Raw genomic sequence first — 25,130 nt, 5'->3', positions numbered from 1 at the left:
GGTTTACCAGCCTCCGTCCAGGAATGGATTGCCACGCCGTTCGTCGCCGATGGACGTAGCCGGGCCGTGGCCAGGCAGGACCAGCGTATTGTCAGGCAGGGTCATGAGTTTCGTTTCCAGGCTGTGGAGCAGCGTCTTCGACGAGCCGCCGTAGAGGTCGGTACGGCCGACGGAATAGCGGAACAGCGTGTCGCCGGAAAAGACGACGCCTTCACCGTACAGGCTGAGGCCGCCCGGCGTATGGCCCGGCGTTTCCAGGACTGTGAAGTGCAGATGCCCCAATGTCAGTTCATCGCCGTCCTTGACCAGGTGGTCTGCCGACGTACATTCGATGGCCTGGCCCATGAACAGGGACAGGTTATTGTGCGAATTGGAAATGAGGTCGGCATCGCCGGCGCCGACGTAGACCGGTACGTTCTTGCGCTGGCGCAGTTCCTGCAGGGCGCCGATGTGGTCAGCATGGCCATGGGTCAGGAAGATGAACTTCAGCGTCAGGCCATGGCTGGTCAGAGCCTTGTCGATGGCGGGATAATCCCAGGCCGGATCGACGACCATGGCTTCTTTCGTATCCGTGTCGTAGACGATATAACAATTGGTCATGATAGGACCGAGTTCCATACTGATATATTTCATGCTCATAAGTATACTTCCCCCTTAAAAGGTTTTCTGGCTGTCCAAGAGGATGGTCACAGGCCCGTCGTTTGCCAGGGATACGACCATATGGGTCCGGAAATGGCCTGTCGCCACGGTGACGCCGAAGGCGCGGACAGCGGCGACGAACTGCTCATATAATGCTTCGGCCTGTTCGGGCTTGGCCGCTTCGATATAGCTGGGACGGCGGCCGTGGCGGGCATCGCCGTACAGGGTGAACTGGGAAATGACCAGCATCTCCCCTCCCTCGTCGAGGAGGGAGTGATTGAGTTTGCCCTGGTCATCTTCAAAGATACGCAAGTGGACGATCTTGTCGGCCAGGTAGCGGACGTCGGCTTCCGTATCCTTGACGGAAACGCCGAGGAGGACCGTCAGGCCGTTGCCTGCCTGGCCGGTGAGGACGCCGTCCGAGGTCACAGAAGACGTCAGGGTCTTTTGTACGACAGCTCTCATGTCTGGCTCCCTCCCGTATAGCGTTCGACGGCGTAGACATCCTTCAGGCGGCGTATCTTGGTGGCCACGAATTCAAACTGGGCCAGGTCCTTGATGCTGATGCCCATGTGGATGGTGACGTTCTTGGTATCGCTGGTCTTGGCGTTGACGCTGAGGATGGAAATCTTCATTTCCGCCAGGGTGGCCATGATTTCGGCCATGATGCCCGTGCGGTCGTAGGCGACGATTTCCATGTTCACTTCAAAGCGTTCGTTGCCGTCGTAATCCCATTCGACGTCGATGAGGCGGTCTACGTCGTTCTGGCCGTGCGTGACGTTCGGGCAGTCCGCGCGGTGGACCGAGACGCCGCGGCCGCGGGTGATGAAGCCGATGATGGGATCGCCCGGTACAGGGCTGCAGCATTTGGCCAGGCGGACCAGCAGGCCCGGTTCGCCTTTGACCAGGATGCCCGTGCCGTTGTGCTTGACGGGCTTCTTGGTCTTGAGTTTTTCCAGGGCAGCCAGGCTGTTGGTCTTTTCTTCCTGCTTCTGCAGGTCTTTCTTGTGCAGTTCCAGGAGCTTGATGAGGACCGTATTGACGGCAAAGCCGCCGTAGCCGACAGCGGCGACCAGGTCGTCTTCGGAGCCGGCGTTCATCTGCTTGGCCACGCGGCCCAGGCGGCCGCCGACGTTGAGGGCTTTCCAGTCGTGGCCCAGGCGCTTACATTCCCGTTCCAGCGCATCCAGGCCCTTGGCGATGTTTTCTTCGCGGTTTTCCTTCTTGAACCAGCTGCGTATCTTCGAGCGGCTTTCCGAGCTGCCGACGATGTTCAGCCAGTCCAGGCTGGGCTTGCCGACTTTGGACGTAATGATTTCGACGATGTCGCCGTTCTTCAATTTATAGTCCAAAGGGACGATCTTGCCGTTGATCTTGGCGCCGACGCAACGGTGGCCGACGTCGGTGTGGATGCGGTAGGCAAAGTCGATGGGGATAGAACCCTGGGGCAGGTCGATGACGTCGCCCCGCGGCGAAAAAACGAAGACTTCGTCGGAAAAGGCGTCGAGCTTCAGGGCGTTGACGAATTCTTTCGGATTGCTCGTGTCCTGCCATTCCAGGAGGTTGCGCAGCCAGCCCATTTTTTCATCGAAAGCGTCCTTGTTGGCCGTCTGGTTGCCTTCTTTATAACGCCAATGGGCGGCGACGCCGTATTCGGCGATGCGGTGCATTTCCCAGGTGCGGATCTGGATTTCTACAGGCTGCCCTCTCGTCCCGATGACTGTCGTGTGCAGGGACTGGTAGTTATTGGGCTTAGGCATGGCGATGTAGTCCTTGAAGCGGTACGGCAGTGGCTTCCACAGGCTGTGGACGATACCCAGGACGCCGTAGCAGTCCTTGACGTCGTCGACGATGACGCGGATGGCGAAGAGGTCATAGACCTGGCTCAAGTCGCGGTTATCTTTCTTCATCTTTTTATAAATGCTGTAAAAATGCTTGGGCCGGCCGTTGATTTCGCAGTGGATGTGGGCTTCGTCGAGGGCCTTCTTGAGGACGTCGATGGCTTCGTTGACGATTTCTTCGCGGACGTGGCGCTTCTGCTTCATCTGGTCGACGAGGTCGTAGTACTTGTCCGGTTCGAGGTAGCGGAAGGACAAATCTTCCAGTTCCCACTTGATATTGAAAATCCCTAAGCGGTGTGCCAGGGGGGCAAAGATTTCCAGCGTTTCCTGGGCAATACGCTTCTGCTTGTCGCTGCGCATGTAGCGCAGGGTACGCATGTTGTGCAGGCGGTCGGCGAGCTTGATGACGACGACGCGCACGTCCTTGGCCATGGCCAGGAACATCTTGCGCATGCTGTTGAGCTGCTGGTCTTCTTTGGTACGGTAATTGAGGCGGCTCAACTTGGTGACGCCGTCGACGAGGAAGGCTACTTCCTTGCCGAACATCTTCTTGATATCTTCCAGGGTGTACGACGTATCTTCGACGACATCGTGGAGGAGCGACGCCGTAATGGTCGTCGTATCTATTTTCATATCTGCCAGTATCTGGGCGACGGCCAGGGGATGCAGGATATACGGTTCCCCGCTGACGCGGCGCTGGTCCTTGTGGGCCTCTTCGGCCAGGTTATAGGCTTTGGTCACGTCATCGCATTTGGCCTGGGGCAGATACGTATGTATCGTGTCGATGAGGTGTTTGAATTCGACATCTTTATCTTTAAATTCCATAATATGAAACCTCCTCACTCCTTGCAGTACAATTCATACGTCGGCGACGCATGAAGATCCATTTTCCCCGCAAGGATAGGAAAATAATAAGCTGGGCCGTCGTCATCATGGCGTATTTTGAGGACGCCGATTTCCCGGAGGACGACGATGGCAGCGTAAATGGTGTGGACATCATAACAGTCCCCCTGGTCCGCAGCCAGACGGCGGCGGACCTGCCAGACCGGCATGCCCCAGTCGGGGATGCATTTCTTGAGGGCCATGTAAATATCGACCATGACCGCCCGGTTGAGGACGATGTGGCGGCCTGGCAGGTGGACGTCCTGGATGACCAGCTGCGGCGACGACATGCCATTGAAGTCGTTCCGTTCGAGCTGGAAGGCCACGTCGATGACGTCGCCTTCGACGATGGCGTCGCACAGGCCCGCCTGGGACCAGGCGACACCGGAAAGGCGTGTCCTATCGGCGCCGCGGGCGACGAGGCGGACGTGCTGCTTTTCCCGGCCGATGGGACGGATTTCCTCTACCGTAGCCCCGCTCAGGGAAAAGACGGGCCGGCTGTTGCCCATGCCATAGGGCTCCAGGCGGGACAGCTCAGCAATGAGGTCCAAGGTCACATCGGCCGGTTCCAATTCCTTGTCGATGTGGACCAAGGGGACGTAGTCGGCGGCCGTCATATGCGCTGCCGCATAGTCCAGCAGGCGCCGGCGCAGGGCTTCGATGTTCTCGGCCCTGACGGAAAAGCCCGCCGCCATGGTGTGGCCGCCGAACTGGATGAGCAAATCCTGGGCGTATTGCAGGGCTTCGTACATGTTGAAACCGCTGATACTGCGGCACGATCCCTTGCCGATGCCGTCGCGGACGGTGATGACCAGGGACGGCCGGTAATACGTCTCTACCAGGCGCGATGCGGCGATGCCGATGACGCCGACGTGCCAGCCCTCATGATAGGCGATGAGGACGCCGTCGCGGCCCCTCGCCTGCCCTTCGATCTGGGCGATGGCTTCCTGGGCAATGGTGTGCTCAATGTCCTGGCGCTCCGTGTTGAGGCGGCTCAGTTCGGCTGCATCGGCCGCCGCCTTGGCCGCATCGGTTTCCAGGAGCAGTTTGACACCCTTCGTCGCATGGCTGATGCGCCCGGCCGCATTGAGGCGCGGCGCCGCCGTAAAGGCGATACGGCCGGCCGTGATATCCTTCCCGCTGAGATTGGACGCATCGAGGAGGGCCTTGATGCCCGTCCGCTTCCCTTCTTTCATGGCCGCCAAGCCATGGCGGACGAGGATACGGTTCTCGCCAGTCAGGGGGACCAGGTCGGCAATGGTCCCCAAGGCCGCCAGGTCCGTATAGCCCGGCAGGTCTTCATGGCAGTGATGCTGCCACAGGGCCCGGCAGAGGACGTAGGCCACGCCGGCGCCGGCCAGCTCCTTAAAGGGATAGGGGCAGCCGGCCTGCTTGGGATTGAGGACGGCCAGGGCTGGCGGGATCTGTTCCGGCGGTTCGTGATGATCCGTAATGATCATATCCAGGACCGGCGAGAACTGCTGGACCAGGTCGTGTGACGAAATGCCGCAGTCGACGGTGATGAGCAGGTCGGCCTGCCGGCTCAGCTGCTCCAGGGCCCCTTCGTTGAGGCCATAGCCTTCGCTCTCCCGTTCGGGAATGTAGAACTGCGGCGATGCGCCGAGGTCGCGAAGGACGGAATAAACAAGAGACGTCGACGTAATGCCGTCGACGTCATAGTCACCGTAGATGACGATGCGCTGCTTTTCAGTTATCGCCTGCTCCAGCCTGATGACGGCATTCTCCATGCCTTTCATCAGGAAAGGATCGGCCATATCGGCCAAAGTATTGTGAAGAAAATGGTCCCCTGCCCGGACATCGGCGATGCCGCGATTGGCCAGTACCTGTGCCAAGACCGGGGATATATGTAATTGTGCGGACAAGGCCTCCATGAGCCCCTCGTCGGGACTGCCGAACTGCCATCGTTTCTCCATAGCTATCACGACACATTCTCAAGAATAATCACTATCAATAAATCAGCTATTATTTTATCACTTTCTATTCTCAAAATAAAGGCTAAATCTATAGCTATTTGCCATTATTTGTTAATTTTGAGAAAGTTTAAAGTTTGTTTAAATATGGCAGGCGTAAAAAAAGCGCTGTCATATGAAGACAGCGCTTTTTCTGTAGGGGTCGCCACGTGGGCGACCCGTTTCGGTATCTGGGTGAATTCTCTACGGAGCCGGACGGGAAAATCCATACATATCCAGTTGCGGGCTTACCACGTGCAAGCCCCTACTGCAAACTACAAAATCACGATTCGGCTACAGCCGGCGCGGAGACGGCGTTGTGGTCGGCAGCAGGGTTGATATCTTCTTTGGAGATAGTCAGGCGGTGCTGGGCAGCCTGCAGGATGAGGTCGGCTGTCTTGACGATGCCGTAGTCACTGGATTTGAGGCTCAAGTCGTAGTTGGCGCCGTAGCCCCAATAGGAATCGGTGCAGTACATGCAGTGGTCGCGCCGTTCGTGATTGACGTGGTTGCGGATCTTCCGCGCCTTGTCGGCATCGACGTGTTCGCGGAGCATGATGCGCTGGATGGCCCAATCCGGGTCGGACGAAACGAAGACATTGAAGGTATTCGGCCGTTTGCGCAGGATGTAGTTGGCCAGGCGGCCGACGATGACGCACGACTTCCCTTCTGTCAGAGCCTGGATGACTTCGGATTCATCGCGGAACATTTCCTGCTGCTTCGATTCATAGCCCGACGCGTAGTGGATATAATCGTCATAGACCTTGGTCAGCAAGGGGCCGAGCATGCGCTTGCGGTCTTTACACCAGGCGGCGAAGGTCTGCGGATGTTCTTTACGGGTCAGGTTGAGGATTTCCGTATCGTAATAAGGGATGCCGAGCTTACGGGCGACGAGCTTGCCGATGTTGCGGCCGCCGCTGCCGTATTCACGGGAAATGGTAATGACCAAGGGACTTTCTGTATCTTCCTTGATCCAGGCCGGATGATTTTCGCGGCCTTCGATTTCACCGATAGCATGGTGACGGAAGAGCAGGTGTTCAATCGGCCCTGCCATCGTGCAGCCCAGGAGGATCAGGGCCAGGCCGACGACGGCATTGACCGTAATCGGTTCCGACAAGATGATGGCCGACAAGATCAAGGCGATGATCGGCTTGATGAAGAAGGCAAAGGATGCATTGGACGGACCTGTCAGTTCGATGGCCTTCATGAAGCACAGATAGCCGAAGCCCGTGACGACTAAGGAACAGTAAATAAGGGGCCATACGGTCTGGGAATCAATACCGGCCACGATGGGGTCGCCGTGGAACAAGAGGATGAAAAACAGGAAGACGCAGCCGATGAGGAAGCTGAAGGCGTTTTCTACGTTGCCGCCCAGTTTTTCAATACGGAGTTTACCCAGCGCCGTATAAAGGGCAAAGGAAACGGCAGCTGCCAGCGATACGAGCAGGCCGATATTGCCGCTGCGGATAATGGCCATGGGATTGGCGACAATGACCAGGCCGATGATACTCAAGACCAAGGTAATGGCCTTCTTGCGGGTAAAGGCTTCGTGAATGATGAAATACGAAAAAATCATGACAAAAATCGGGCTACTGGAAAAGACGATAGCTGCCAGGCTGGCGTTAGCCATGTTGACCCCGATCTGGAAGAGGATCATGCTGAAACAGATGTTGATCAGCCCGAGGACAGCCAAATAGCCCCAATCGGAACGATCGAGGTGAATGCTGCGCTTCTTCAAATCGCGGACAGCCAGCGGCATGAGCAGCAGCCCGCCGACGAGGAACCGAAGGAAAGTCAGCTGGAAAGGCGTGAACGCCGTTCCGGCAATCTTCAAGGAAATTTCCATCGTACCAAAGGCTATGGCTGTCAAAACAATACATAATGTACCCATTTTAGATGACATACAGAAAGACCCCTTTCAAAATGGTTATAAAAACACGCTTTATTATATACCTATTGAGAAAGGATAGCAATAAAAAAGGAGCTGTCGCAGTGCAACAGTTCCTTTTTGAGTATGAAGTTTGCAGTTTTTAGTTTTTAGTGAAGGTTTTTTAATTTAAAGCCCTCTTCTACAAACTACAAAGAGAAAAGACCCCGCATGAGGGTCGAAACCTTCATGCGGGGCCTTGCTTCTATTCTCATGCAGCGAGTGCAATCAAATTAGTCTTCAAAACCCTTCTGTAAACGTACATAGGATTCGCGACGAGCTTTTGCGTCTGCTTCTGTCTTAGCATAGAGAGCGTCTGCTTCTTCCGGGAAGCCTTTCTTAAGGGAAGCATAACGAACTTCACCCTGTAAGAATTCCTGGAATTTGCTGTAATCCGGTTCTTTGGAGTCGAGGCTGAACGGATTCTTGCCCTGAGCTTTGAGATCCGGGTTGTAGCGGAAGAGATCCCAGTAACCGCATTCGACAGCGAGTTTTTCTTCGAGCTGGCTCTTGCCCATGCCTTTACGGATGCCGTGGTTAATGCAAGGAGCGTAGCAGATAACCAGGGACGGGCCATGGTAAGCTTCAGCTTCAGTCATGGCTTTCATGAGCTGGTTCTTATCAGCACCCATAGCTACCTGAGCTACATAGACATAGCCATAGGAGATAGCCATCATGCCGAGGTCCTTCTTCTTCGTGCGTTTGCCGGCAGCAGCGAACTGAGCGATAGCTGCAGTCGGGGTAGCTTTAGAGGACTGACCGCCAGTGTTGGAGTAAACTTCGGTATCGAGGACGAGGACGTTGACGTCGTGGCCGGAAGCGAGGACGTGGTCAACACCGCCGTAACCGATATCGTAGGACCAGCCGTCACCACCGATGATCCACTGGCTACGTTTAACGAAGAACTGTTTCTTAGCGAGGAAGTCTTCGAGAACCGGTTTGCCAGCAGCTTCTTTTTCGAGGAGAGCTGTCAGTTTGTCAGCGCGTTCACGAGAGCCTTCGCCTTCGTTCAGGTTAGCAGCCCAGTCGCTGAGTGCAGCCTGGAGTTCCGGAGAAGCAACGGCTTTAGCAGCGTCGAGGTTTTCAGCCAAGTCTTTGCGGACTTTGTCTACGCCGAGGAACATGCCGAGACCAAATTCAGCAGCATCTTCGAAGAGGCTGTTTGCCCAAGCCGGGCCATGGCCAGCAGCGTTCATGGTGTACGGGGAAACCGGAGCGGATGCACCCCAAATGGAGGAGCAGCCAGTAGCGTTAGCAATCATCATGCGATCGCCGAAGAGCTGCGTGATGAGTTTGACATACGGTGTTTCACCGCAGCCTGCGCATGCGCCGGAGAATTCGAGGAGCGGAGTTTCGAACTGAGAACCGATGACGGTCTTCTTGTTCTGCGGGTTAGCTTTCGGAGCAACCGTTTCCGTACCATAGTACCAGAGATCCATCTTCTGACGTTCTTCGTCGGTGTTCGGAACCATGGTGAGAGCCTGAACCGGGCAAACGTTTACGCAGGAACCGCATTCGAGGCAGTCGAGCTGGTCAACGATGATGGCGAGATCATATTCTTTGCCGGATTTAGCTTTCGGAGCTACTTTGTAGCCTGCCGGAGCAGCAGCCGTTTCTTCTTTCGTCGTCAAGACCGGACGGATAGTAGCGTGCGGGCAGACGAAGGAGCACTGCAAGCAGCCGATACATTTTTCAGCATCCCAGGAAGGAACGTGGAGAGCCGGGCCTGCTTTTTCGAATTTAGCAGTACCGGAAGGCATGGTGCCATCTTCGCGGCCAGCAAATGCGGAAACCGAGAGATCGTCGCCAACCTGTTCGAGCATCGGTTTTGCAACTTCCGTGAAGTACTTCGGAGCCGGACGGCCTTCGACGACTTCGTCTTTAGCGTCAGCCCAGGAAGCCGGATAGTTAACTTCATGGAATTCTTTGATACCAGCATCAACAGCGCCGTTGTTCATGTCAACGACTTTCTGGCCTTTCTTGCCATAGCTCTTGACGATGGAGTCTTTCAAGTATTTAACAGCGTCATCGATAGGAATGATCTTAGCGAGTGCGAAGAATGCAGCCTGCATGACCATGTTGATACGAGTGCCGAGGCCGAGTCTCTGGCCGATAGCGTCACCGTTCAAGGTGTAGAATTTAACATGGTTCTTAGCGATAGCGCGTTTGATGCGAGCCGGAAGTTCTTTTTCCAGTTCTTCGTCGGTCCAGGTGCAGTTCAGCATGAATGTGCCGCCTTCTTTGATACCGCGAAGGATGTCAAAGCGTTTTACATAGGACTGACGATGGCAAGCGATGTAGTCAGCTGCGTCGATGAGGTACGGCATATCGATCGGGCGAGTACCGAAACGCAGGTGAGAAATAGTTACGCCGCCGGATTTCTTGGAGTCATAAGCGAAGTATGCCTGAGCATACATGTCGGTGTGGTCACCGATGATCTTGATAGCGGATTTGTTAGCGCCGACAGTACCATCAGAACCGAAGCCCCAGAATTTGCAGGACGTAAGGCCAGTCGTGTCAACCGGCATTTTCGGTTCGCGCGGAAGGCTGAGGTTGGTAACGTCGTCGTTGATAGCCAGCGTGAAGCCGTTGAGCGGATGTTCTTTCTTGAGTTCTTTGAAGACAGCGAGGAAGTCTTCCGGAAGAACGTCTTTGGAGCCCATACCTGTACGGCCGCCGATAACGTCGATGTTAAGGCCTTCTTCTTTTACGAAGCCAACGATATCGAGGTAGAGAGGTTCGCCGAGGGAGCCCGGTTCTTTCGTACGGTCGATGACAGCGATCTTCTTAACAGTCTTAGGAAGAACGTTGAGGAGGTATTTGTTGGAGAACGGACGATAGAGGTGAACGTTGATGGCACCGACTTTTTCGCCCTGGCTCTGCAAGTATTCGACAGTCTGTTTAGCGACGTCGGAGAGAGAACCCATGGAAACGACAACGTATTCAGCGTCAGGAGCACCGAAGTAGTTGAACGGTTTGTACGTACGGCCAGTGATTTCAGAAATCTTGTCCATGTAGTCAGCTACGATATCCGGCATAGCGTCGTAGAATTTGTTGGAAGCTTCTGTGTGCTGGAAGTATACGTCCGGGTTTTCTGCAGTGCCGCGGATTTCCGGATGATCCGGGTTGAGGGCACGTTTGCGGAATGCTTCGATAGCGTCCCAGTCAACGAGTTTCTTGAAGTTTTCGAAGTCCATGACTTCAACTTTCTGGATTTCGTGAGAAGTACGGAAACCATCGAAGAAGTTGATGAACGGCAGGGAACCTTTAATTGCTGCCAAATGAGCGACACCACCGAGATCCATGACTTCCTGAACATTGGATTCAGCCAAGAGACAGCAGCCTGTTGCACGAGCAGACATAACGTCCTGATGGTCACCGAAGATGTTCAGTGCATGGTTAGCCAAAGCACGAGCAGCTACGTGGAATACGCCCGGGAGGAGTTCACCGGCAACTTTGTACATGTTCGGGATCATGAGGAGGAAACCCTGAGATGCCGTGTACGTAGTTGTCAAAGCACCAGCCTGTAAAGAACCGTGGAATGCGCCAGCCGCGCCAGCTTCGGACTGCATTTCAACAACGTTGACTTTGTGGCCGAAGATGTTTTTCATGCCAGCGGCTGCCCAATCATCGACATGTTCTGCCATAGGAGAAGACGGCGTGATCGGATAAATTGCGGCAACTTCAGTAAATGCATAGGACACCCATGCAGCTGCTTCGTTACCATCCATGGTTTTAAATTTGCTCATAGATAAAACACGCTCCTTAGATAAAAGTATACTTTCAATATGGAAAAACCATACTGATAGGCTTAAGAAAGCTATAAAGACGTCCTGTTGCATCCTCATACGGACGGCGCGGACCCTCACCCAGGTTCCATGGATGACTTCTGTTCACGTATCGTCCATACACGTCCCTATCTTGAAAAAAATGCAATGAAAAGCGGGAAGGTTCAATAATATTCAAAAAAGGTGTTGCTAATATTCTTAATCTGTAATACTATTATAGTGATATTACAGATTTGCACACCAACATGCCTTTTGAAGCTTGCTGACCATCACAAACCGAACGACTTTGTAACTTTTTCTTACAAGTTAATTATATGCCTAAGTAATGCTAAATTCAATAGGAATGTGATGCTAGTTTATGCATCGTTCAGTGCTATTTTGTAAACGTATACCAATCGAGTGTATATTAAAGTGCCGATTCGGTGTACACCATTAGTGGAGGTGTTAGTATGGATTTTCATCATCTTAAATACTTTGTCGAAGTAGCCGACAAGAAATCATTCAGCAAAGCCGCGCGGACGCTGCACATTTCCCAGTCCGCCATCAGCCGCACCATCAAGGCCCTGGAAGAAGAACTGGGCGTCGTCCTCTTCATGCGCAACGCCAAGGCCGTCGAACTCACCGATGCCGGCACGATTTTCCTCTCCCACGCCAAGCGCGTCGTCTTCATGTTCGAACACTTGAAGACGGACTTTGAAAACGAATTCAAGCTGGAACAAGGGACGGTCCTCATCGGCCTGCCGCCGATCACGGGCGCACCGATCTTCGCCAACCTCCTGGGGGCGTTCAAGCAGGAATACCCGCAGATCGAACTGGACCTCTACGAACACGGCTCGAAGAAAGTCGAAATCAGCGTCCAGGAAGGCCTCATCGACCTGGGCATCGTCTGCACGCAGCCGAAGGAAAAGGACTTTGAATCGTTCTTCCTGACCCAGGACCCGATGAACGTCATCATCCACCGGGACAACATCCTGTCCAAGGAAAAGACGATTCCCCTCAAGAAGCTGGCCAATGAATCGCTGGTCCTCTACCGCGACGACTTCAACCTGCACGACGAAATCATCCAGCACTGTAAGAAAATCGGTTTCCAGCCGAAGATCGTCTTCGAAACGAGCCAGCGGGACCTCATGATCCAGACCGTCGTCGCCAACCTGGGCGTCGCCCTCCTGCCGAGCCGCCTGTGCCCGACGAAGGAAACGAACCCCCGCGTATCGGAATCGGTCGTCGTCCGTCCCCTGGTAGAACCGGAAATCATGCACGTCCTCTACGTCATCTGGAAACGGGGCCACTACCTCTCCCATGCCGCCCAGTTGTGGCTCGACTTCGTCCGCAATAAGGCCCGCGTCATTTCCAACTTATAAGGCTTATGGACAGACACAAGTTCCCTCCTGACCTGACGGGGATCCGCCAAAAGGAGCAGCACGGCCGGGCGGCCCTCTCCCGCCTGCGCCGCCGCTTCTGCCAGGCCTGGCACGGTCTGCCAAAGGCCCAGAAATGCGTCGTCATCGTCGCCCTGCTGGAATTCTTCTGGATCGCCGCCTTGCAGTTCCAGGTCTATGAACTGGCGGACACCGTATCCACCCAGCGCGTTCGCATGGCACAGCTGGAAAAGCAGGCCAAGAAACAAAATAATATGTTATATTCCGCCTCGCAGACACTGGACGATATCGAAAAGAAATGGCACCGCCTCAATTTCCGCGTCCTCGAAAACACCTGGCGCATCGAAGAACCGGAAAAAGACCCGGACTCCTTATGAGTCCGGGTCTTTTTTTTGACCTTCTTTTTAATTTTCGATGATTTTCAGGAAGGCTTCCGGTTCCGGCAGGGACCGCAGTATCTTCCAGGGCGCGCACTGGGCCAGTTCCTCATAGGAATAGCGGCCTGTAGCCACGCTGATCGTGCGGGCGCCGATGGCTTTGCCGCACTGGATGTCGTAAGGCGTGTCGCCGATGACATAAGCCATCTCGATGGCATCGCCCCAGGCTTCCTTGGCGATGGCCAGGGCATTGCGGGCCAGATCATCGCGATAGTAATAATTGAAGGCGAACCCAGAATGAGAGAAATCGAAGTACTGGGACAGGCCGAAGACGTCCATCTTCATGCGGGCGCCGATGGCGCTGTTGCCGGTCAGGAGGAGCTGCCTGTAATCCTTTCGCTGTTGGAAGAAAGCCAGGTTCTCTTCTACGTGGGGCAGGACGACGCCTTCTTCGGCCTTGCGCTTCAGCCATTTCAGGAGCTTCTTTTCATAGCCCCGGCAAAAGGCATGGACTTCATCGTCTGTCGGCATGATGCCTGTGGCTTTATACAAGAGCTGCTGGCAGATGAAATTATCCGTCCGGCCGCCGGCGGCGATCTTCGGCACGGGCACGTCGGCGCCCTTGAGGTCGTGGAAGACTTCTTCAATGGCGTACAGACCGGCCCGGCCCGTATTCAATAAGGTTCCGTCAATGTCCCAGTATAGTAATTTCACAGTATTCACTCCATCTTCGGGCACGCACTTTGGTCATTACTGTTTGGATACGATGTCCTTCGTATCGCGGGCGATCATGATTTCTTCGTTCGTCGGGATGACGTACATCTTGACCGTCGAATCATCCGTGCTGATGAGGGCATCTTTGCCGCGGACGTTGTTGCGCTGCGGGTCGAGTTTCGCACCGAGGTATTCCAGGCCTTCAGCGATGGCTGCACGGTCTTCGATGCCGTTTTCGCCGACGCCAGCCGTAAAGGTGATGACGTCTACGCCGCCCATGGCAGCTGCGAAAGCGCCGATTTCCTTGCGGACCTGATAGTGGAACATGTCGAGGGCGAGCCGAGCGCGTTCGTTGCCTTCAGCAGCAGCCTGGCCGAGGTCGCGGAAGTCGCTGGAAACGCCGGAAATGCCGAGGACGCCGGATTTCTTATTCATGAGCGTATCCATTTCTTTCGTCGAAAGGTTGTGGTTGTCCATGACGTTGAGGACGATAGCCGGGTCGATATCGCCGCAGCGGGTGCCCATGAGGACGCCGGCGAGCGGTGTGAAGCCCATGGTCGTGTCGACGCATTTGCCATATTTGATGGCAGCCAGGGAAGAACCGTTGCCGAGGTGGCAGTTGATGATGCGCAGTTTTTCAACGGGTACGCCCATGACTTTAGCGACTTCGCCAGCTACATAGCGATGGCTCGTGCCGTGGAAGCCATAACGGCGGATGTGGTCTTCTTTGTAGAGTTCATACGGGAGGCCATACATGAAGGCTTTCGCCGGCATGGTCTGATGGAAAGCCGTATCGAAGACGCCGACCTGAGGAACGCCGGGCATGATGGCTTTGCAGGCGTTGATGCCGATGATGTTAGGCGGATTGTGGAGCGGAGCCATAGCCGAGCATTTTTCCAAGGCTTTCATGACTTCATCCGTAATGAGCGTGGAAGCAGCGAATTCTTCGCCGCCATGGACGACGCGGTGGCCGACAGCGTCGATGGCATCCATGGATTTGATGACGCCGCATTCAGCGTCGGTGAGGATGTCGAGGACGAGTTTGACAGCGACTTGGTGATCCGGGATGGACTGTTTGATTTCTTTCTTCTGGCCATTCCATTTGTGGGTCAGCTGCGAATCGGGAAGGCCGATTTTTTCGACCAAACCTTTTGCCATTACTTCTTCATTGTCCATGTTGATGAGCTGGTACTTCAAGGACGAGCTGCCGCAGTTTACAACCAATACGATCATGAAAATTTACCCTCTTTCATTTGTCTTAGAATTATTTGAGCTGGCCAAATACGTGGTCAACTACTTCTTTAGCCAGGGCATCGCCGTCTTTGTACATGTACATGACGTGCCATATCTGGCCATTATCTTCAAAGAAGAGACTCCGCACGATGAGTTTGGCCGGCTGGCCGTTGAGCGGTTCCGTATAGGAAGCGTCGACAACAGTGGTCTTGCGGCCGCTTTCTTCCGCGTCGGTGACCTTCGTTTGCAGATCAGAAACATCCGGTGTCTGTTTCAGCATGGCAACATATTCTTCTGCCATGGCTACAGGCGTCGTTTCGCCAGCCGTTTCGGAAACAGCGACGACATTGATGTGCTTATCGTTGTTGATGTACATCATGCCTTCCCCATTCTGGCGGCTTACATGGGCCAGGTCGAACGGTGTCATGACATAGACTTCCGAATTCCCGGCTTTGAGCTGGACATACCCGAAGCTGTATTCTTCGAGCATCGTCATGTTGCCGCATCCGGACAACAATACGACAGCTGCGGTCATGGCCGCAACTGCTAATAATTTCAATCCTTTCATGCAATCACCTATTTATGCTTTCTACAGACTAGGTTCATTATAGCATAAAAGATTTATAGCGTCACCTAAAAAAAAGCGACGAATTGCAAATACTTTCGCCTCTCCCTTGGCAGGAATGAGTATACACCATTGACGTTTCCCGGCCTGCCCCGTATACTTATAACCATTAGCACGATTTTATTTAAAACATATAATATAATTCTCATCAGGCTATACTTTTTCGAGATTTTGTGAAATTCTGAACATATAGGAGGCTCTATGGAATCCCTTGCCATCATCGCCGAATTCAACCCGTTCCACACGGGTCACGCCCGTTTAATCCGCCAAGTCCGCCAGGCAGCCGGCCCGGAGGCGGCCATCGTCATCATCATGAGCGGCGCCTTCGTCCAGCGCGGCGAACCGGCTTTTTTCGATAAATGGCACCGCGCGGCCTGGGCCATCGACGGCGGTGCCGATGTGGTCATCGAACTCCCTGCCGTCTATGCCCTGTCCAGCGCGGCCGGTTTCGCTCAAGGCGGCGTCACCTTAGCCGCCCGCCTGGGCTGCCAGGCCCTGGCCTGCGGCGTCGAAGGCGGAACGGCGGCTGACTTTCTCTCCCTGGCCCGCCGCTCCGAGGGACTGACAGCCTGCCTGAAGGCAGCAAAAAAATCCTCAGCTGGACAGCAGCTGACTGACGCACTCATGGCCGCGGCCCCTGACGAAGCCCGGCTGCTGCAGCAGCCCAATGCCCTGCTGGCCTTTGAATATGCCCGGGCCATGTTGAAACAGGAACAGCCCTTGACCTTTCTTCCCCTGCCCCGCCAGGGCCGACACGGCGATACCGGCCTCGGTGCCGCCTTTGCCAGCGCCTCGGCCCTGCGCCAGGCCATGCGCTGCAGCGGGACAGCCGCCGCCTGTCGGCCTTATCTCACAGCGGCCAGCCTGGCAGGTGCCGAAGACCAGCTGGCCCAGGGCGCCTTCACTGATTACGGCCGCTACGGCGATTTCGTCGCCAGCCATAACCGCCTGCTGACACCGGACCAGCTGCGCAGTCTGCCGGCCTTTACGGAAGGATTGGAAAACCGCTGGCACCGCGCTTTCATGGAAAGCGGCAGTTACGACCAGGCCCTCAGGAGCATCAAGACGCGGCGCTATGCCTACAGCCGCCTCTGCCGCATGGGCGCCTATACGCTCTTGCAGCCCTCGCGGGACCTCATGGACTGCTCCTATGAGGCAGGTCCGCAATATGCCCGCCTCCTGGCCCTCAACAGCCGCGGTGCAGCTTTCCTGAAAGGGGCCAAGGGCCAGCTCCCGGTGGTCACCAAAGTGCATTCCGACGCTCCCGGCCTCTCTCCCCTGGGACAGGAACAGCTGAAGCTGGACCTCAAGGCCAGCGACATCCAGTCCTTTTGTTTTTCTAAAGAGAGCCAGCGAAAAGGCCGTCAAGATTATTATCATTCACCATTTTTTCTGTCTATTAAAAAATAATATCCCATATATGCTTAAAAAATCAAAACGTTTTCTCATGTTTACAATTGTTTTACAGCCTAAAATCTGTTATGATATGATATGTATTGTATTTTTAAAATTATAAGGAGGTTTTCCGTGTGTCTTTAAATCTTAATATTTATCAGACCCTGGCTGCGGCCATCGTCGTCTACTACGTTGGCGTCTTCCTGCGCGTCAAGATCAGCGTCCTTCGTAAGTACTGTATCCCGGCGCCCGTCGTCGGCGGTATCTTATTTGCTATCATCAATTGCATCTTATATACGCAGGGCATCTGGAAATACGAACAGGATACGATCATGCAGAACATCTGCATGATGCTCTTCTTCACCAGCGTCGGCTATACGGCCAGCATCAGCCTCATCAAGCGCGGCGGCGTCATGGTCCTGAAAATGGCCATTGTCACGACGGTCCTGATCATCTGCCAGAACATCATCGGCTCCGGCCTGGCTATGGCCTTTAACCTGAGCCCGCTCCTGGGCCTGGCAACGGGTTCCATCCCCATGGTCGGCGGCCACGGTACGGCAGCGGCTTTCGGCCCGCTCCTGGAAAGCATCGGCCTCGACGGCGGCGTGACCATTGCCGTCGCAGCAGCTACGTTCGGCCTCGTCGCCGGCGGCGTCATCGGCGGCCCGATTGGCGAAGAACTGGTCCACAAATTCCACCTGGTCAGCTCGGCCGAATCGGAACGCTTCGACCCATCCTTCAATGCTGGCACCGTTTCGAAACTGAAAGCCGTTGCCGGCAATAAGGAACGCGCAGAAAACGCCATCAAGATTGAAAATAAAATCGGTCAGACCATCGACAACTACCGCTTCATGAACGCCATGGCCCACCTCTTCCTGGCCATGGGCCTGGGTACCCTGGTCAGCGGCTTCTTCAGCAGCATCGGTCTGGTCTTCCCGGGCTATATCGGCTCCATGATCGTCGCTGCCATCATCCGCAATATCGCCGACTTCACTCACGCCTACAAAATCTACCAGCGTGAAAGCGAAGTCCTGGGCAACCTGAGCCTGACCGTCTTTTTGACCTGCGTCCTCATGAGCCTGAAACTCTGGCAGCTCGCCGATCTGGCCATCCCCCTGGTCGTCATGCTCCTCAGCCAGGCCCTGTTCATGGCTATCTTCGCCTACTTCATCGTCTTCCGCGCCATGGGCAAGGATTACGAAGCAGCCGTCATGACCAGCGGCGTCTGCGGCTTCGGCCTCGGCGCTACGCCGAACGCCATCGCCAACATGACGGCCATGACCGAACTCTTCGGCCCGGCACCGACGGCCTTCTTCGTCATCCCCCTCATCGGCTCGCTCATCATCGACCCGGTCAACGCCTCGATCATCACCATCTTCATCAATATATTCCACTAGTAGAGGCCGTCCTGAAAGGCGGCCCGTATCTCGTGGCTCGTGGCTAGCAGTTAGCCGCGGTCCCATGGACCGCTTTCGTAGGGGCCGTCCTGAAAGGCGGCCCGGCTCTCCTGCTAGGAGAGCTGTCAGCGCAGCTGACTGAGAGGTTAATCGGTGAACTGCGGCCTACGAATTGCGGTGTCAGTTTGCGGAATTCCCACAAACGGGCCGCCTTAACAGGACGGCCCCTACGGCAAAAGGGCTTGTCGCATATGCGACAAGCCCTTTTGCTGGAGGAACGTCCCTTCCGGTCACACACCGGGAGGGGCTTTTTTTGTATGGAATTTTATTTTGCCATCAGGCTGGCTACTTTATTAGCGAAAGCCACGGGGTCGTCAGGCATGATGCCTTCCAGGAGCAGTGCCTGATCGTAGAGGAGGTTGCAGTAGTCCTTGAAGGACTGGCTGTCTTTACCCTGGTCGTGGACGGCAGTCAGTTTGCCGAACAGTTCATGCTGCGGGTTGATTTCCAGGATGCGGCGGGCCTTGAGCATGGGGTTGTTGGCAGCGGCAAAGGCCTGTTCCATAGCCAGGGACGGGCCGGCAGCGTCGGCGACGAGGCAGACGGCACCGCTCTTCAAGCGGTTGGACAAGCGGACATCGGCCACTTTATCGCCCAGGAAATCTTTCATATCCTTCAAGAGACCTTCGTTGTCCTTGGCCAATTCTTCGTTCTTCTTCTTTTCTTCCTTGAAGGCGTCGTCTTCCAGGTCCAGATCGCCGCGGCTGATGGAGTGGAAGCGGTGGCCATCGTATTCGCCGATAGCTTCGACGGCAAATTCATCGACCGGGTCAGTCATGTAGAGGACTTCGATGCCGCGGTCGCGGAGCATTTCCATCTGCGGCAGGCCTTCGATGGCTTCTTTGTCCTTGCCCGTGGCGTAGTAGATCTTCTGCTGGCCGTCTTTCATGCGGTCGACGTATTCCTTGATGGTGCAGAGTTTGCCATCTTTCGACGACATGAAGAGCAGCAGGTCCTTCAATTTTTCGACGTTGTTTTCACCGGTCATCATGCCGCTGTAGACGCCGATTTTCAGGGATTTGCCGTATTCAGCCCAGAACGTTTCATATTTTTCACGGTCTTTTTCCAGATTCCGCTTCAACGTCTTGAGGATGGTCTTTTCCAGGTTGCGGCCGATGAGGCTCAGTTCGCGGCTCTTCTGCAACAGTTCACGGGAAATGTTCAGGGACAGGTCCGGCGAATCGACGAGGCCCTTGACAAAGCGCAGGTAATCCGGCAGGAGGTCCTTGCATTTATCCATGATGAAGACGTGGCGCGAATAGAGCTGGATGCCCGGTTCATAGTCGGCATAGTAGAGGTTGAACGGAGCCTTGCCCGGGATGAAGAGCAGTGCCGTGTAATCGACGGCCCCTTCGACGCGGTTGTGGAAGATTTCCATCGGTTCTTCCCATTCATAAAACTGGTGCTGGAAAAATTCCTTATATTCTTCCGGCTTGATGTCCGATTTGTTGCGCGTCCACAAGGGCTGCATGGAGTTCAGCGTCCGCGTTTCCGTGTGTTCTTCTTCCGGTGCGTCTTCGATGACCTTGCCGTCGGCATCCTTCGGTTTTTCCTTGGTCGTGAAGTCCATGGTGATCGGGTAGCGGATATAATCGGAATACTTCTTGACCAGGCTCTGGAGGGTCATCTTGTCGGTGTAGTTTTCTTCGCTGTCATCGCCGTAGAAGTCCTTGCCCAGGCTGAGGATGATCGTCGTGCCGTGTTTCGGTTTCTGACATTCTTCCAGGCTGTATTCACCATCGCCAGTGGATTCCCACTTATACGCCTGTTCTTCACCGGCCTTGCGGGTGACGACGGTGACTTTATCGGCGACCATGAAGGCCGAATAGAAGCCGACGCCGAACTGGCCGATGAGGTCCTTATCCGTGCTGTCGGCATCCTGGGATTCCTTCAGTTTTTCCAGGAAAGCCTTGGTGCCGGACTGGGCGATGGTGCCCAGGTTTTCCATCAAATCCTGTTTGTTCATGCCCAGGCCGTTATCGGAGATAGTCAGCGTGTGGGCATCGGCGTCAGGCGTCAAATGGATTTCAAAGGCCGTGTCCCCTTCGAGGAGGTCGCCGTTGGTCAGCGACTGGTAATGCAGCTTGTCGATAGCATCGGATGCGTTGGAAATCAGTTCGCGCAGGAAGATTTCGTGGTTGGTATAAATAGAATGGACCATCAAGTCCAGTAATTGTTTCGTTTCAGCTTGAAATTCATGGGTTTCTTTCGCCATACTCAAACACTCCTTTATATGATTCTGCCGTAGTGGCGGATACCTTCAGGTACCCTTACACCAATATCATACAGCAAAAAGTCAAATAGTCAAGTATTTTTTAAGAATTTGACCTTTATCGTGTATCCAGTATGCAAACGGAACAAGGCATTACCGAACCGATTCCGACCTTCTCGACCCTCTTCGGCGAACCCTTCATGCCCTTGGCGCCGGACATTTACGCCGGTATGCTCGGCGAACGCATCGAAAAGTACAATACCAAGGTCTACCTGGTCAATACGGGCTGGACTGGCGGCCCCTATGGCATCGGCAGCCGTATGGACCTGAAATACACGCGGGCCATGATCACGGCCGCCCTGAACGGCTATCTCGACGACGTCCCCTACCGTCACGACATGCGCTTCAACGTCGACATCCCCCAGACCTGTCCCGGCGTCCCCAACCAGATACTCAACCCGCGGGCGACGTGGGACAACAAGAAATCCTACGGCATCATGGCCAAGAAAGTCGCCGCCATGTTCTATGAAAACTTCAAGACCAAGTACCCCGACATGCCCGGAGAAATCATTGAAGCGGGCCCGCGGGTGTAGTCGTTCGCAGGCCGCAGCGACATCCATGATGTCACATGAAAAGGAAGCCGCCGCGCAAGCCGCAAAAAAAGCCGCAGCGACATCCATGATGTCGCATCGTAGGGGCCGTCCTGTCAAGGCGGCCCGCCGTAAAATTTAAAAGCACTCACTAAAAACTACAAACTGCAAACTTAATACTCGAAAAATCGGCGATGGTCAAAGCTATTAGCTGATAGTGACTGTTTCGACTTCTCCCAATGTGACGGGGCCGCCGATGAAGATCTGCTGCAAGTCGCCTTTTTCGCTGACTTTGGCAGCAATGGCCAGGGTCCCGCCAGGCTGTTTCATGTAGCAGGCCACGTTCTTATGGGTCGTGCAGGCCAGGGCCGCGGCGACGGCAGCCGAGCCACTGCCGCAGCTGTTTTCCCAATATAGCGTGTCCGTATCGCGGACGTAGACAGCGGGAATCATGGTCTGTTCCTTCGTATCGCAGAGAATCAGGCCGTAAGCCGGGAAATCCTCGCCATCGACGTAATCAGCCAGGATATGCCAGTATTTCTCTTTATCAATGCCTTCTAAATCAGGCACGAAGTGGACGAAGTGCGTAATCCCCGGCAAATCGACGCGGAAAAAACGGGCCGGCACATCGCCGGCGTCGACGAGGACGCCGCTCACATCTTCGGGATAAGGCATTTCAATGAAGGCTTCATACAGGCCATCGCCTTTCTGGGCAACCTTAGCCGGCAGGACCGTATCGCAGCCCGAGCAGGATACATCGTATACGCCTTGTGTCCCGCCGTCACAGGCCAGGGCCCAGGCCGCCGCCGACCGCGATGCATTGCCGCAGAACTCGCCGCCCATCATGTCGACGCGCAGGGGCTTTCCCGCTTCGCGGGTCACATAGCCGACCTGTTCCGCCTCGATGCCCGGCAGGGCCAATAACTTCGCCGCCAAAGCACTGTGTTCCTCTTTCGGCACTGGCGTCAACACCAGAATCGTCGTATTGCCGCTAGGGTCGGCTACTAAATAATCTATGGTCATGTCCATCGCTCCTTTAGTCTAGTAAAATATGTTCCTATTATACCATGATTTGGCGAAGGACGCAGGCCGCAGTTCGCAGTTCGCCGGCCGCAGGCCGCTGTAGGGGCTTCCACGTGGGAAGCCCGTTTAAGAGGTTAGCGGATAGCGACCGGCGGGACGGCAACAGCCGTCCCTATACGCCCAAAATATGGTATAATGTAATTGAATAGGAGTCATGCTCCCATCGAATTTATGATAAAGGGGTTGATCTTATGTCGAAAACGGCAGCAGATATCATGGAAAAAAATGTCATTACGGCGCAGAAAGATACGTCTATCTTTGACCTCGTCGATATGTTCGTAGAAAACAACATCACGGCCATTCCTATCATCAAAGACGACAAGGAAATCATCGGCATCGTCACCGACGCAGACCTCCTGTACAAGGAAGTCAAGCCCTGTGTCCCCCAATACGTCAACCTCCTGGGAGCCAACATCTATTACGGCAACCTCAAGGAATACCAGCAGGGCTTCAAGAAACTCTTTGCCTGCACGGCCGAACAACTCATGACCAAAAAAGTCATCATGGCCGGCCCGGACGCCACCATGGAAGACCTGGCCAGCGTCATGGTCGCAGAACACCTGAAAGCCATCCCCATCGTCAAGGACAAGAAGCTCCTGGGCATGGTAGAACGAAAGAACATCCTCAAACAACTCTATAACGAATACGGTGAAAATACGCAGTGAAAAAAAGCGCTGTCGCATATGCGGCAGCGCTTTTTTAGCAGTTAGCAGTTAGCGGCTGGCGGCTGGCGGCTGGCAGCCCGGCTCTCCTGCTAGGAGAGCTGTCAGCGTAGCTGACTGAGAGGTTAATTCTCGTCCTATTCGGAATCGCATGCAGGCGATAGCTTTACATGTTGGGCTCCTACAACCCCATTATGGCAGCGGGCTCGCCACGTGCGAGCCCCTACATCGTTATTTATCCTCGTACACGCGGACGCGGAGGTGGAGACCCAGTTTGTCGCAGATGGCGCGGCATTTCTTGATTTCTTCGCTGTCTTCGACGTGGTCGACGACGGTAAGGACGACGTTGGGGACGTACTGTTTACAGTCGACGGCGAATTTGAGCATGGCGTCATAAGACTGGATGCCGAATTTGCTGCGCGTCAGTTCCAGGTAGCGTTCCTTATTGGACGCATTCATGCTGATGGAAATGGTATCGAGGATACCGCCGCCAAAATCGGGGGCCGTATCGCGGCCATAGGCCAGGTCGGACAGGCCGTTGGTATTGACGCGGGTCTTCACGCCGGGATGCGTTTCCTTGACGTACTTCAAGAGGGCCGTCAAATCGGCCAGCCGTTCCGTCGGTTCGCCGAAGCCGCAGAAGACGACTTCGTTGATGTGGTCCCAGGGAGCGCCATCGAGAGCCTTCTTCACTTCATCGACGGTCGGTTCCCGCTTCAGCCACAGCGTTTCATTTTCGGCCATCTTCTTCATGGAGCGCAGACAGAAAGTACACGAACAGGTACAGCGGTTGGTCAGATTGACGTACATGCTCCACTGCCCTTCAGGCTTCATCTTCAAGCCATCTGCGAGATCTACATATTGTCCTTGTCCTACTACAGTGTAAACGATCATAATACCCTATCCTCTTTTTTGTTATTTAGAGCTGCCTGAATGGCAGACATCATCTCAGTGTGGTCAGATATTCTTCAAAGGCCAATCCGGCGTTGTGCGGCAGGTCCAGTTCTTCCGTATAGGCCATGACGCGGCAGATGAAGTCCGACGCCTTCTGTACGGCCTGTTCCAGGCTTTCGCCGCGGACGACGGACGCCGATACGATGGCCGTAAAGACATCGCCTGTACCGCTGCGGTCGCCGCCGACCTTTTTGGCCCGGACCCAGCTCATCTTCCCCTGGTCATAGATGAAATTGCCGATGTACGGCCCATTGTGGATGCCCGTCAGGATGACGCCCTGCGGCCCCTTGTCGGCCAAGGCCTTGGCCATGGCGGCGAAATCGTCCTCGCTCAAGTCGCGGTCCGACCGGTACGGCAGGTTCAAAAGCTCACAGGCTTCGGTCACATTGGGCGTCACCACGTCGGCATAGGCCAGGAGGCGCCGCATTTCATCGCACATCTCCTGGGTATACGACGGATACAGCTGGCCATCGTCGCCCATGACGGGGTCGACGATAGCCAATGTATGGGGTCCCTTGAAATCGCGGAGGAAATCGAGGACGATGTCGATCTGCCGGGCCGAGCCGAGGAAGCCCGTACTGATGCCGTCAAAGGTGAGATCGTTTTTCTTCCAGCTCTCGATATACGGCGTCATGTGATCCGTATAGTCGTCGAGATAATAGTCGTGGAAGCCCGTATGGACCGACAAGATAGCTGTCGGCAAAATGCAGCCCTGGACTTTCAGGGCCGACACGATGGGCAGGGCCACGGCGATGCTGCAGCGGCCATAGCCGGTCACATCATTGACCAGAGCCAGTTTCTTCTGATGCATATACAATCATTCCTTATCTTTTCAGGCTATAACCATAACCATGGAATCTAGCCTTGACCAGACAAGCGGCCAGTGCATAAGCGGCAATCATATTGACGACGCCTTCGCCGATGAGTCCCGGCACCATGGGGATGCCGACGGCCCAGCTGCCGTAGAGGAGACTGCCCGATACGGTATAAGACAGGACCATCCAGGCAGCGGATAAGAAGAAACCGATGAAGACGCGCGGCGACGTCAGCGTCCATTCCCGTTTGTCCGGGCGTACCGTATAAAAGACGGCTTCGACCATGACGTACTTGATGATCAGCGTCGGGATGATCCAAATCGGGAAACCGCCAATGAAATCAGACAGGGCCGAGCCGACAGAAGCGGCCAGGGCTGCCTGGCGGCGCGTACTGAACAGGACAGACGCAAAGATAATGGCGTCCCCCAAATGGGCATAGCCCAGTGGAATGGGAATCTTCGGTACAAAGGTAAGGACAAAGACCAGGGCCGTCAAAACGGCCGCATAACAAAGGCTCCCAGCCGAAGTGGCCGATTGTTTGTGTTCCATAGAATATGATGACATGTGAAATCCCCCTAACGGTTATA

20 protein-coding genes are annotated in these 25,130 nt (G+C 54.9%); 6 read left to right on the top strand and 14 right to left on the bottom strand.

Annotated elements, in window-relative coordinates:
* Nucleotides 1-3: 3 nt before the first annotated feature.
* The 6 genes from ACFWUB_RS10145 to nifJ all read right to left on the bottom strand — a co-directional run bounded on the left by ACFWUB_RS10145 (nt 4) and on the right by nifJ (nt 11,008).
* Nucleotides 4-639, bottom strand: coding sequence for an MBL fold metallo-hydrolase (locus ACFWUB_RS10145; protein WP_020310870.1), 636 nt, complete (start codon nt 637-639; stop codon nt 4-6).
* A 15-nt stretch (nt 640-654) separates the two neighbouring features.
* The gene (dtd, locus tag ACFWUB_RS10140) at nt 655-1,104 is read right to left on the bottom strand and encodes a D-aminoacyl-tRNA deacylase (RefSeq protein WP_020310871.1); all 450 of its coding nucleotides are present in this window, start codon (nt 1,102-1,104) and stop codon (nt 655-657) included.
* Nucleotides 1,101-3,305 carry a RelA/SpoT family protein gene (locus ACFWUB_RS10135; RefSeq protein ID WP_020310872.1) on the bottom strand — a complete coding sequence of 735 codons (2,205 nt, stop codon included), beginning with the start codon at nt 3,303-3,305 and terminating at the stop codon, nt 1,101-1,103. Before ACFWUB_RS10135 ends, dtd begins: the two co-directional genes overlap by 4 nt.
* 14 nt (nt 3,306-3,319) lie before the next feature.
* Entirely contained in the window at nt 3,320-5,296 is a 1,977-nt protein-coding gene (gene recJ / locus ACFWUB_RS10130) for a single-stranded-DNA-specific exonuclease RecJ (RefSeq protein WP_416183904.1), read from the bottom strand.
* 319 nt (nt 5,297-5,615) lie between these two features.
* On the bottom strand, nt 5,616-7,223 hold the full coding sequence (locus ACFWUB_RS10125) for an EamA family transporter (RefSeq protein ID WP_416183903.1): 1,608 nt from the start codon (nt 7,221-7,223) through the stop codon (nt 5,616-5,618).
* A 269-nt stretch (nt 7,224-7,492) separates the two neighbouring features.
* Nucleotides 7,493-11,008: a pyruvate:ferredoxin (flavodoxin) oxidoreductase gene (gene nifJ / locus ACFWUB_RS10120; RefSeq protein WP_416183902.1), complete on the bottom strand. Its 3,516-nt coding sequence runs from the start codon at nt 11,006-11,008 to the stop codon at nt 7,493-7,495.
* A 488-nt stretch (nt 11,009-11,496) separates the two neighbouring features.
* Between nifJ and ACFWUB_RS10115 the strand changes: the two genes are divergently transcribed.
* Together ACFWUB_RS10115 and ACFWUB_RS10110 are read left to right on the top strand one after the other, a co-directional pair.
* Complete coding sequence (locus ACFWUB_RS10115) at nt 11,497-12,408, top strand: LysR family transcriptional regulator (protein ID WP_014016983.1); 912 nt, start codon at nt 11,497-11,499, stop codon at nt 12,406-12,408.
* 5 nt (nt 12,409-12,413) lie between these two features.
* Nucleotides 12,414-12,803: a hypothetical protein gene (locus tag ACFWUB_RS10110; protein ID WP_292298685.1), complete on the top strand. Its 390-nt coding sequence runs from the start codon at nt 12,414-12,416 to the stop codon at nt 12,801-12,803.
* 27 nt (nt 12,804-12,830) lie between these two features.
* Here ACFWUB_RS10110 and ACFWUB_RS10105 read toward each other — a convergent pair whose 3' ends face one another.
* Genes ACFWUB_RS10105 through ACFWUB_RS10095 form a run of 3 tightly spaced genes read right to left on the bottom strand, consistent with a single transcriptional unit; the run spans nt 12,831 to nt 15,318 of the window.
* The gene (locus ACFWUB_RS10105; RefSeq protein WP_020723962.1) at nt 12,831-13,517 is read right to left on the bottom strand and encodes an HAD family hydrolase; all 687 of its coding nucleotides are present in this window, start codon (nt 13,515-13,517) and stop codon (nt 12,831-12,833) included.
* A 36-nt stretch (nt 13,518-13,553) separates the two neighbouring features.
* On the bottom strand, nt 13,554-14,750 hold the full coding sequence (locus ACFWUB_RS10100; RefSeq protein WP_292281494.1) for an acetate/propionate family kinase: 1,197 nt from the start codon (nt 14,748-14,750) through the stop codon (nt 13,554-13,556).
* 31 nt (nt 14,751-14,781) lie between these two features.
* Complete coding sequence (locus ACFWUB_RS10095; RefSeq protein WP_020310879.1) at nt 14,782-15,318, bottom strand: hypothetical protein; 537 nt, start codon at nt 15,316-15,318, stop codon at nt 14,782-14,784.
* A 258-nt stretch (nt 15,319-15,576) separates the two neighbouring features.
* Between ACFWUB_RS10095 and ACFWUB_RS10090 the strand changes: the two genes are divergently transcribed.
* Together ACFWUB_RS10090 and gltS are read left to right on the top strand one after the other, a co-directional pair.
* Nucleotides 15,577-16,785, top strand: coding sequence for a nucleotidyltransferase family protein (locus tag ACFWUB_RS10090; protein ID WP_416183901.1), 1,209 nt, complete (start codon nt 15,577-15,579; stop codon nt 16,783-16,785).
* A 119-nt stretch (nt 16,786-16,904) separates the two neighbouring features.
* Nucleotides 16,905-18,167: a sodium/glutamate symporter gene (gene gltS / locus ACFWUB_RS10085; RefSeq protein WP_416183900.1), complete on the top strand. Its 1,263-nt coding sequence runs from the start codon at nt 16,905-16,907 to the stop codon at nt 18,165-18,167.
* A 325-nt stretch (nt 18,168-18,492) separates the two neighbouring features.
* Here the strand turns inward: gltS and htpG are convergent, their stop codons facing one another.
* On the bottom strand, nt 18,493-20,442 hold the full coding sequence (htpG, locus tag ACFWUB_RS10080; protein ID WP_027895755.1) for a molecular chaperone HtpG: 1,950 nt from the start codon (nt 20,440-20,442) through the stop codon (nt 18,493-18,495).
* Between the two features lie 131 nt (nt 20,443-20,573).
* Between htpG and ACFWUB_RS10075 the strand changes: the two genes are divergently transcribed.
* Nucleotides 20,574-21,032 carry a phosphoenolpyruvate carboxykinase (ATP) gene (locus ACFWUB_RS10075; protein ID WP_416183899.1) on the top strand — a complete coding sequence of 153 codons (459 nt, stop codon included), beginning with the start codon at nt 20,574-20,576 and terminating at the stop codon, nt 21,030-21,032.
* Between the two features lie 204 nt (nt 21,033-21,236).
* On the opposite strand, the gene ACFWUB_RS10070 is transcribed toward ACFWUB_RS10075, so the two are convergent.
* Nucleotides 21,237-22,052, bottom strand: a complete 816-nt coding sequence (locus tag ACFWUB_RS10070) for a hypothetical protein (RefSeq protein WP_292298681.1) — start codon at nt 22,050-22,052, stop codon at nt 21,237-21,239.
* Nucleotides 22,053-22,303: 251 nt separating this feature from the next.
* On the opposite strand from ACFWUB_RS10070, the gene ACFWUB_RS10065 reads away from it, so the two are divergent.
* On the top strand, nt 22,304-22,777 hold the full coding sequence (locus tag ACFWUB_RS10065) for a CBS domain-containing protein (protein WP_020310884.1): 474 nt from the start codon (nt 22,304-22,306) through the stop codon (nt 22,775-22,777).
* Between the two features lie 228 nt (nt 22,778-23,005).
* On the opposite strand, the gene ACFWUB_RS10060 is transcribed toward ACFWUB_RS10065, so the two are convergent.
* The 3 genes from ACFWUB_RS10060 to ACFWUB_RS10050 all read right to left on the bottom strand — a co-directional run bounded on the left by ACFWUB_RS10060 (nt 23,006) and on the right by ACFWUB_RS10050 (nt 25,092).
* The gene (locus ACFWUB_RS10060; protein ID WP_239639646.1) at nt 23,006-23,608 is read right to left on the bottom strand and encodes a TatD family nuclease-associated radical SAM protein; all 603 of its coding nucleotides are present in this window, start codon (nt 23,606-23,608) and stop codon (nt 23,006-23,008) included.
* A 109-nt stretch (nt 23,609-23,717) separates the two neighbouring features.
* Nucleotides 23,718-24,539, bottom strand: coding sequence for a pyridoxamine kinase (locus ACFWUB_RS10055; RefSeq protein ID WP_416183898.1), 822 nt, complete (start codon nt 24,537-24,539; stop codon nt 23,718-23,720).
* 13 nt (nt 24,540-24,552) lie between these two features.
* Nucleotides 24,553-25,092 (bottom strand): ECF transporter S component, encoded by a 540-nt coding sequence (locus ACFWUB_RS10050; protein WP_416183897.1) that lies wholly within the window; start codon nt 25,090-25,092, stop codon nt 24,553-24,555.
* Between the last annotated feature and the right edge of the window lie 38 nt (nt 25,093-25,130).

This window comes from Megasphaera sp. (genome assembly GCF_047831605.1).
Taxonomy (GTDB): Bacteria; Bacillota; Negativicutes; order Veillonellales; family Megasphaeraceae; genus Megasphaera; species Megasphaera intestinihominis.
The sequence above is the reverse complement of the archived record's forward strand: the minus strand, read 5'-3'. Positions and strand labels throughout refer to the sequence as shown.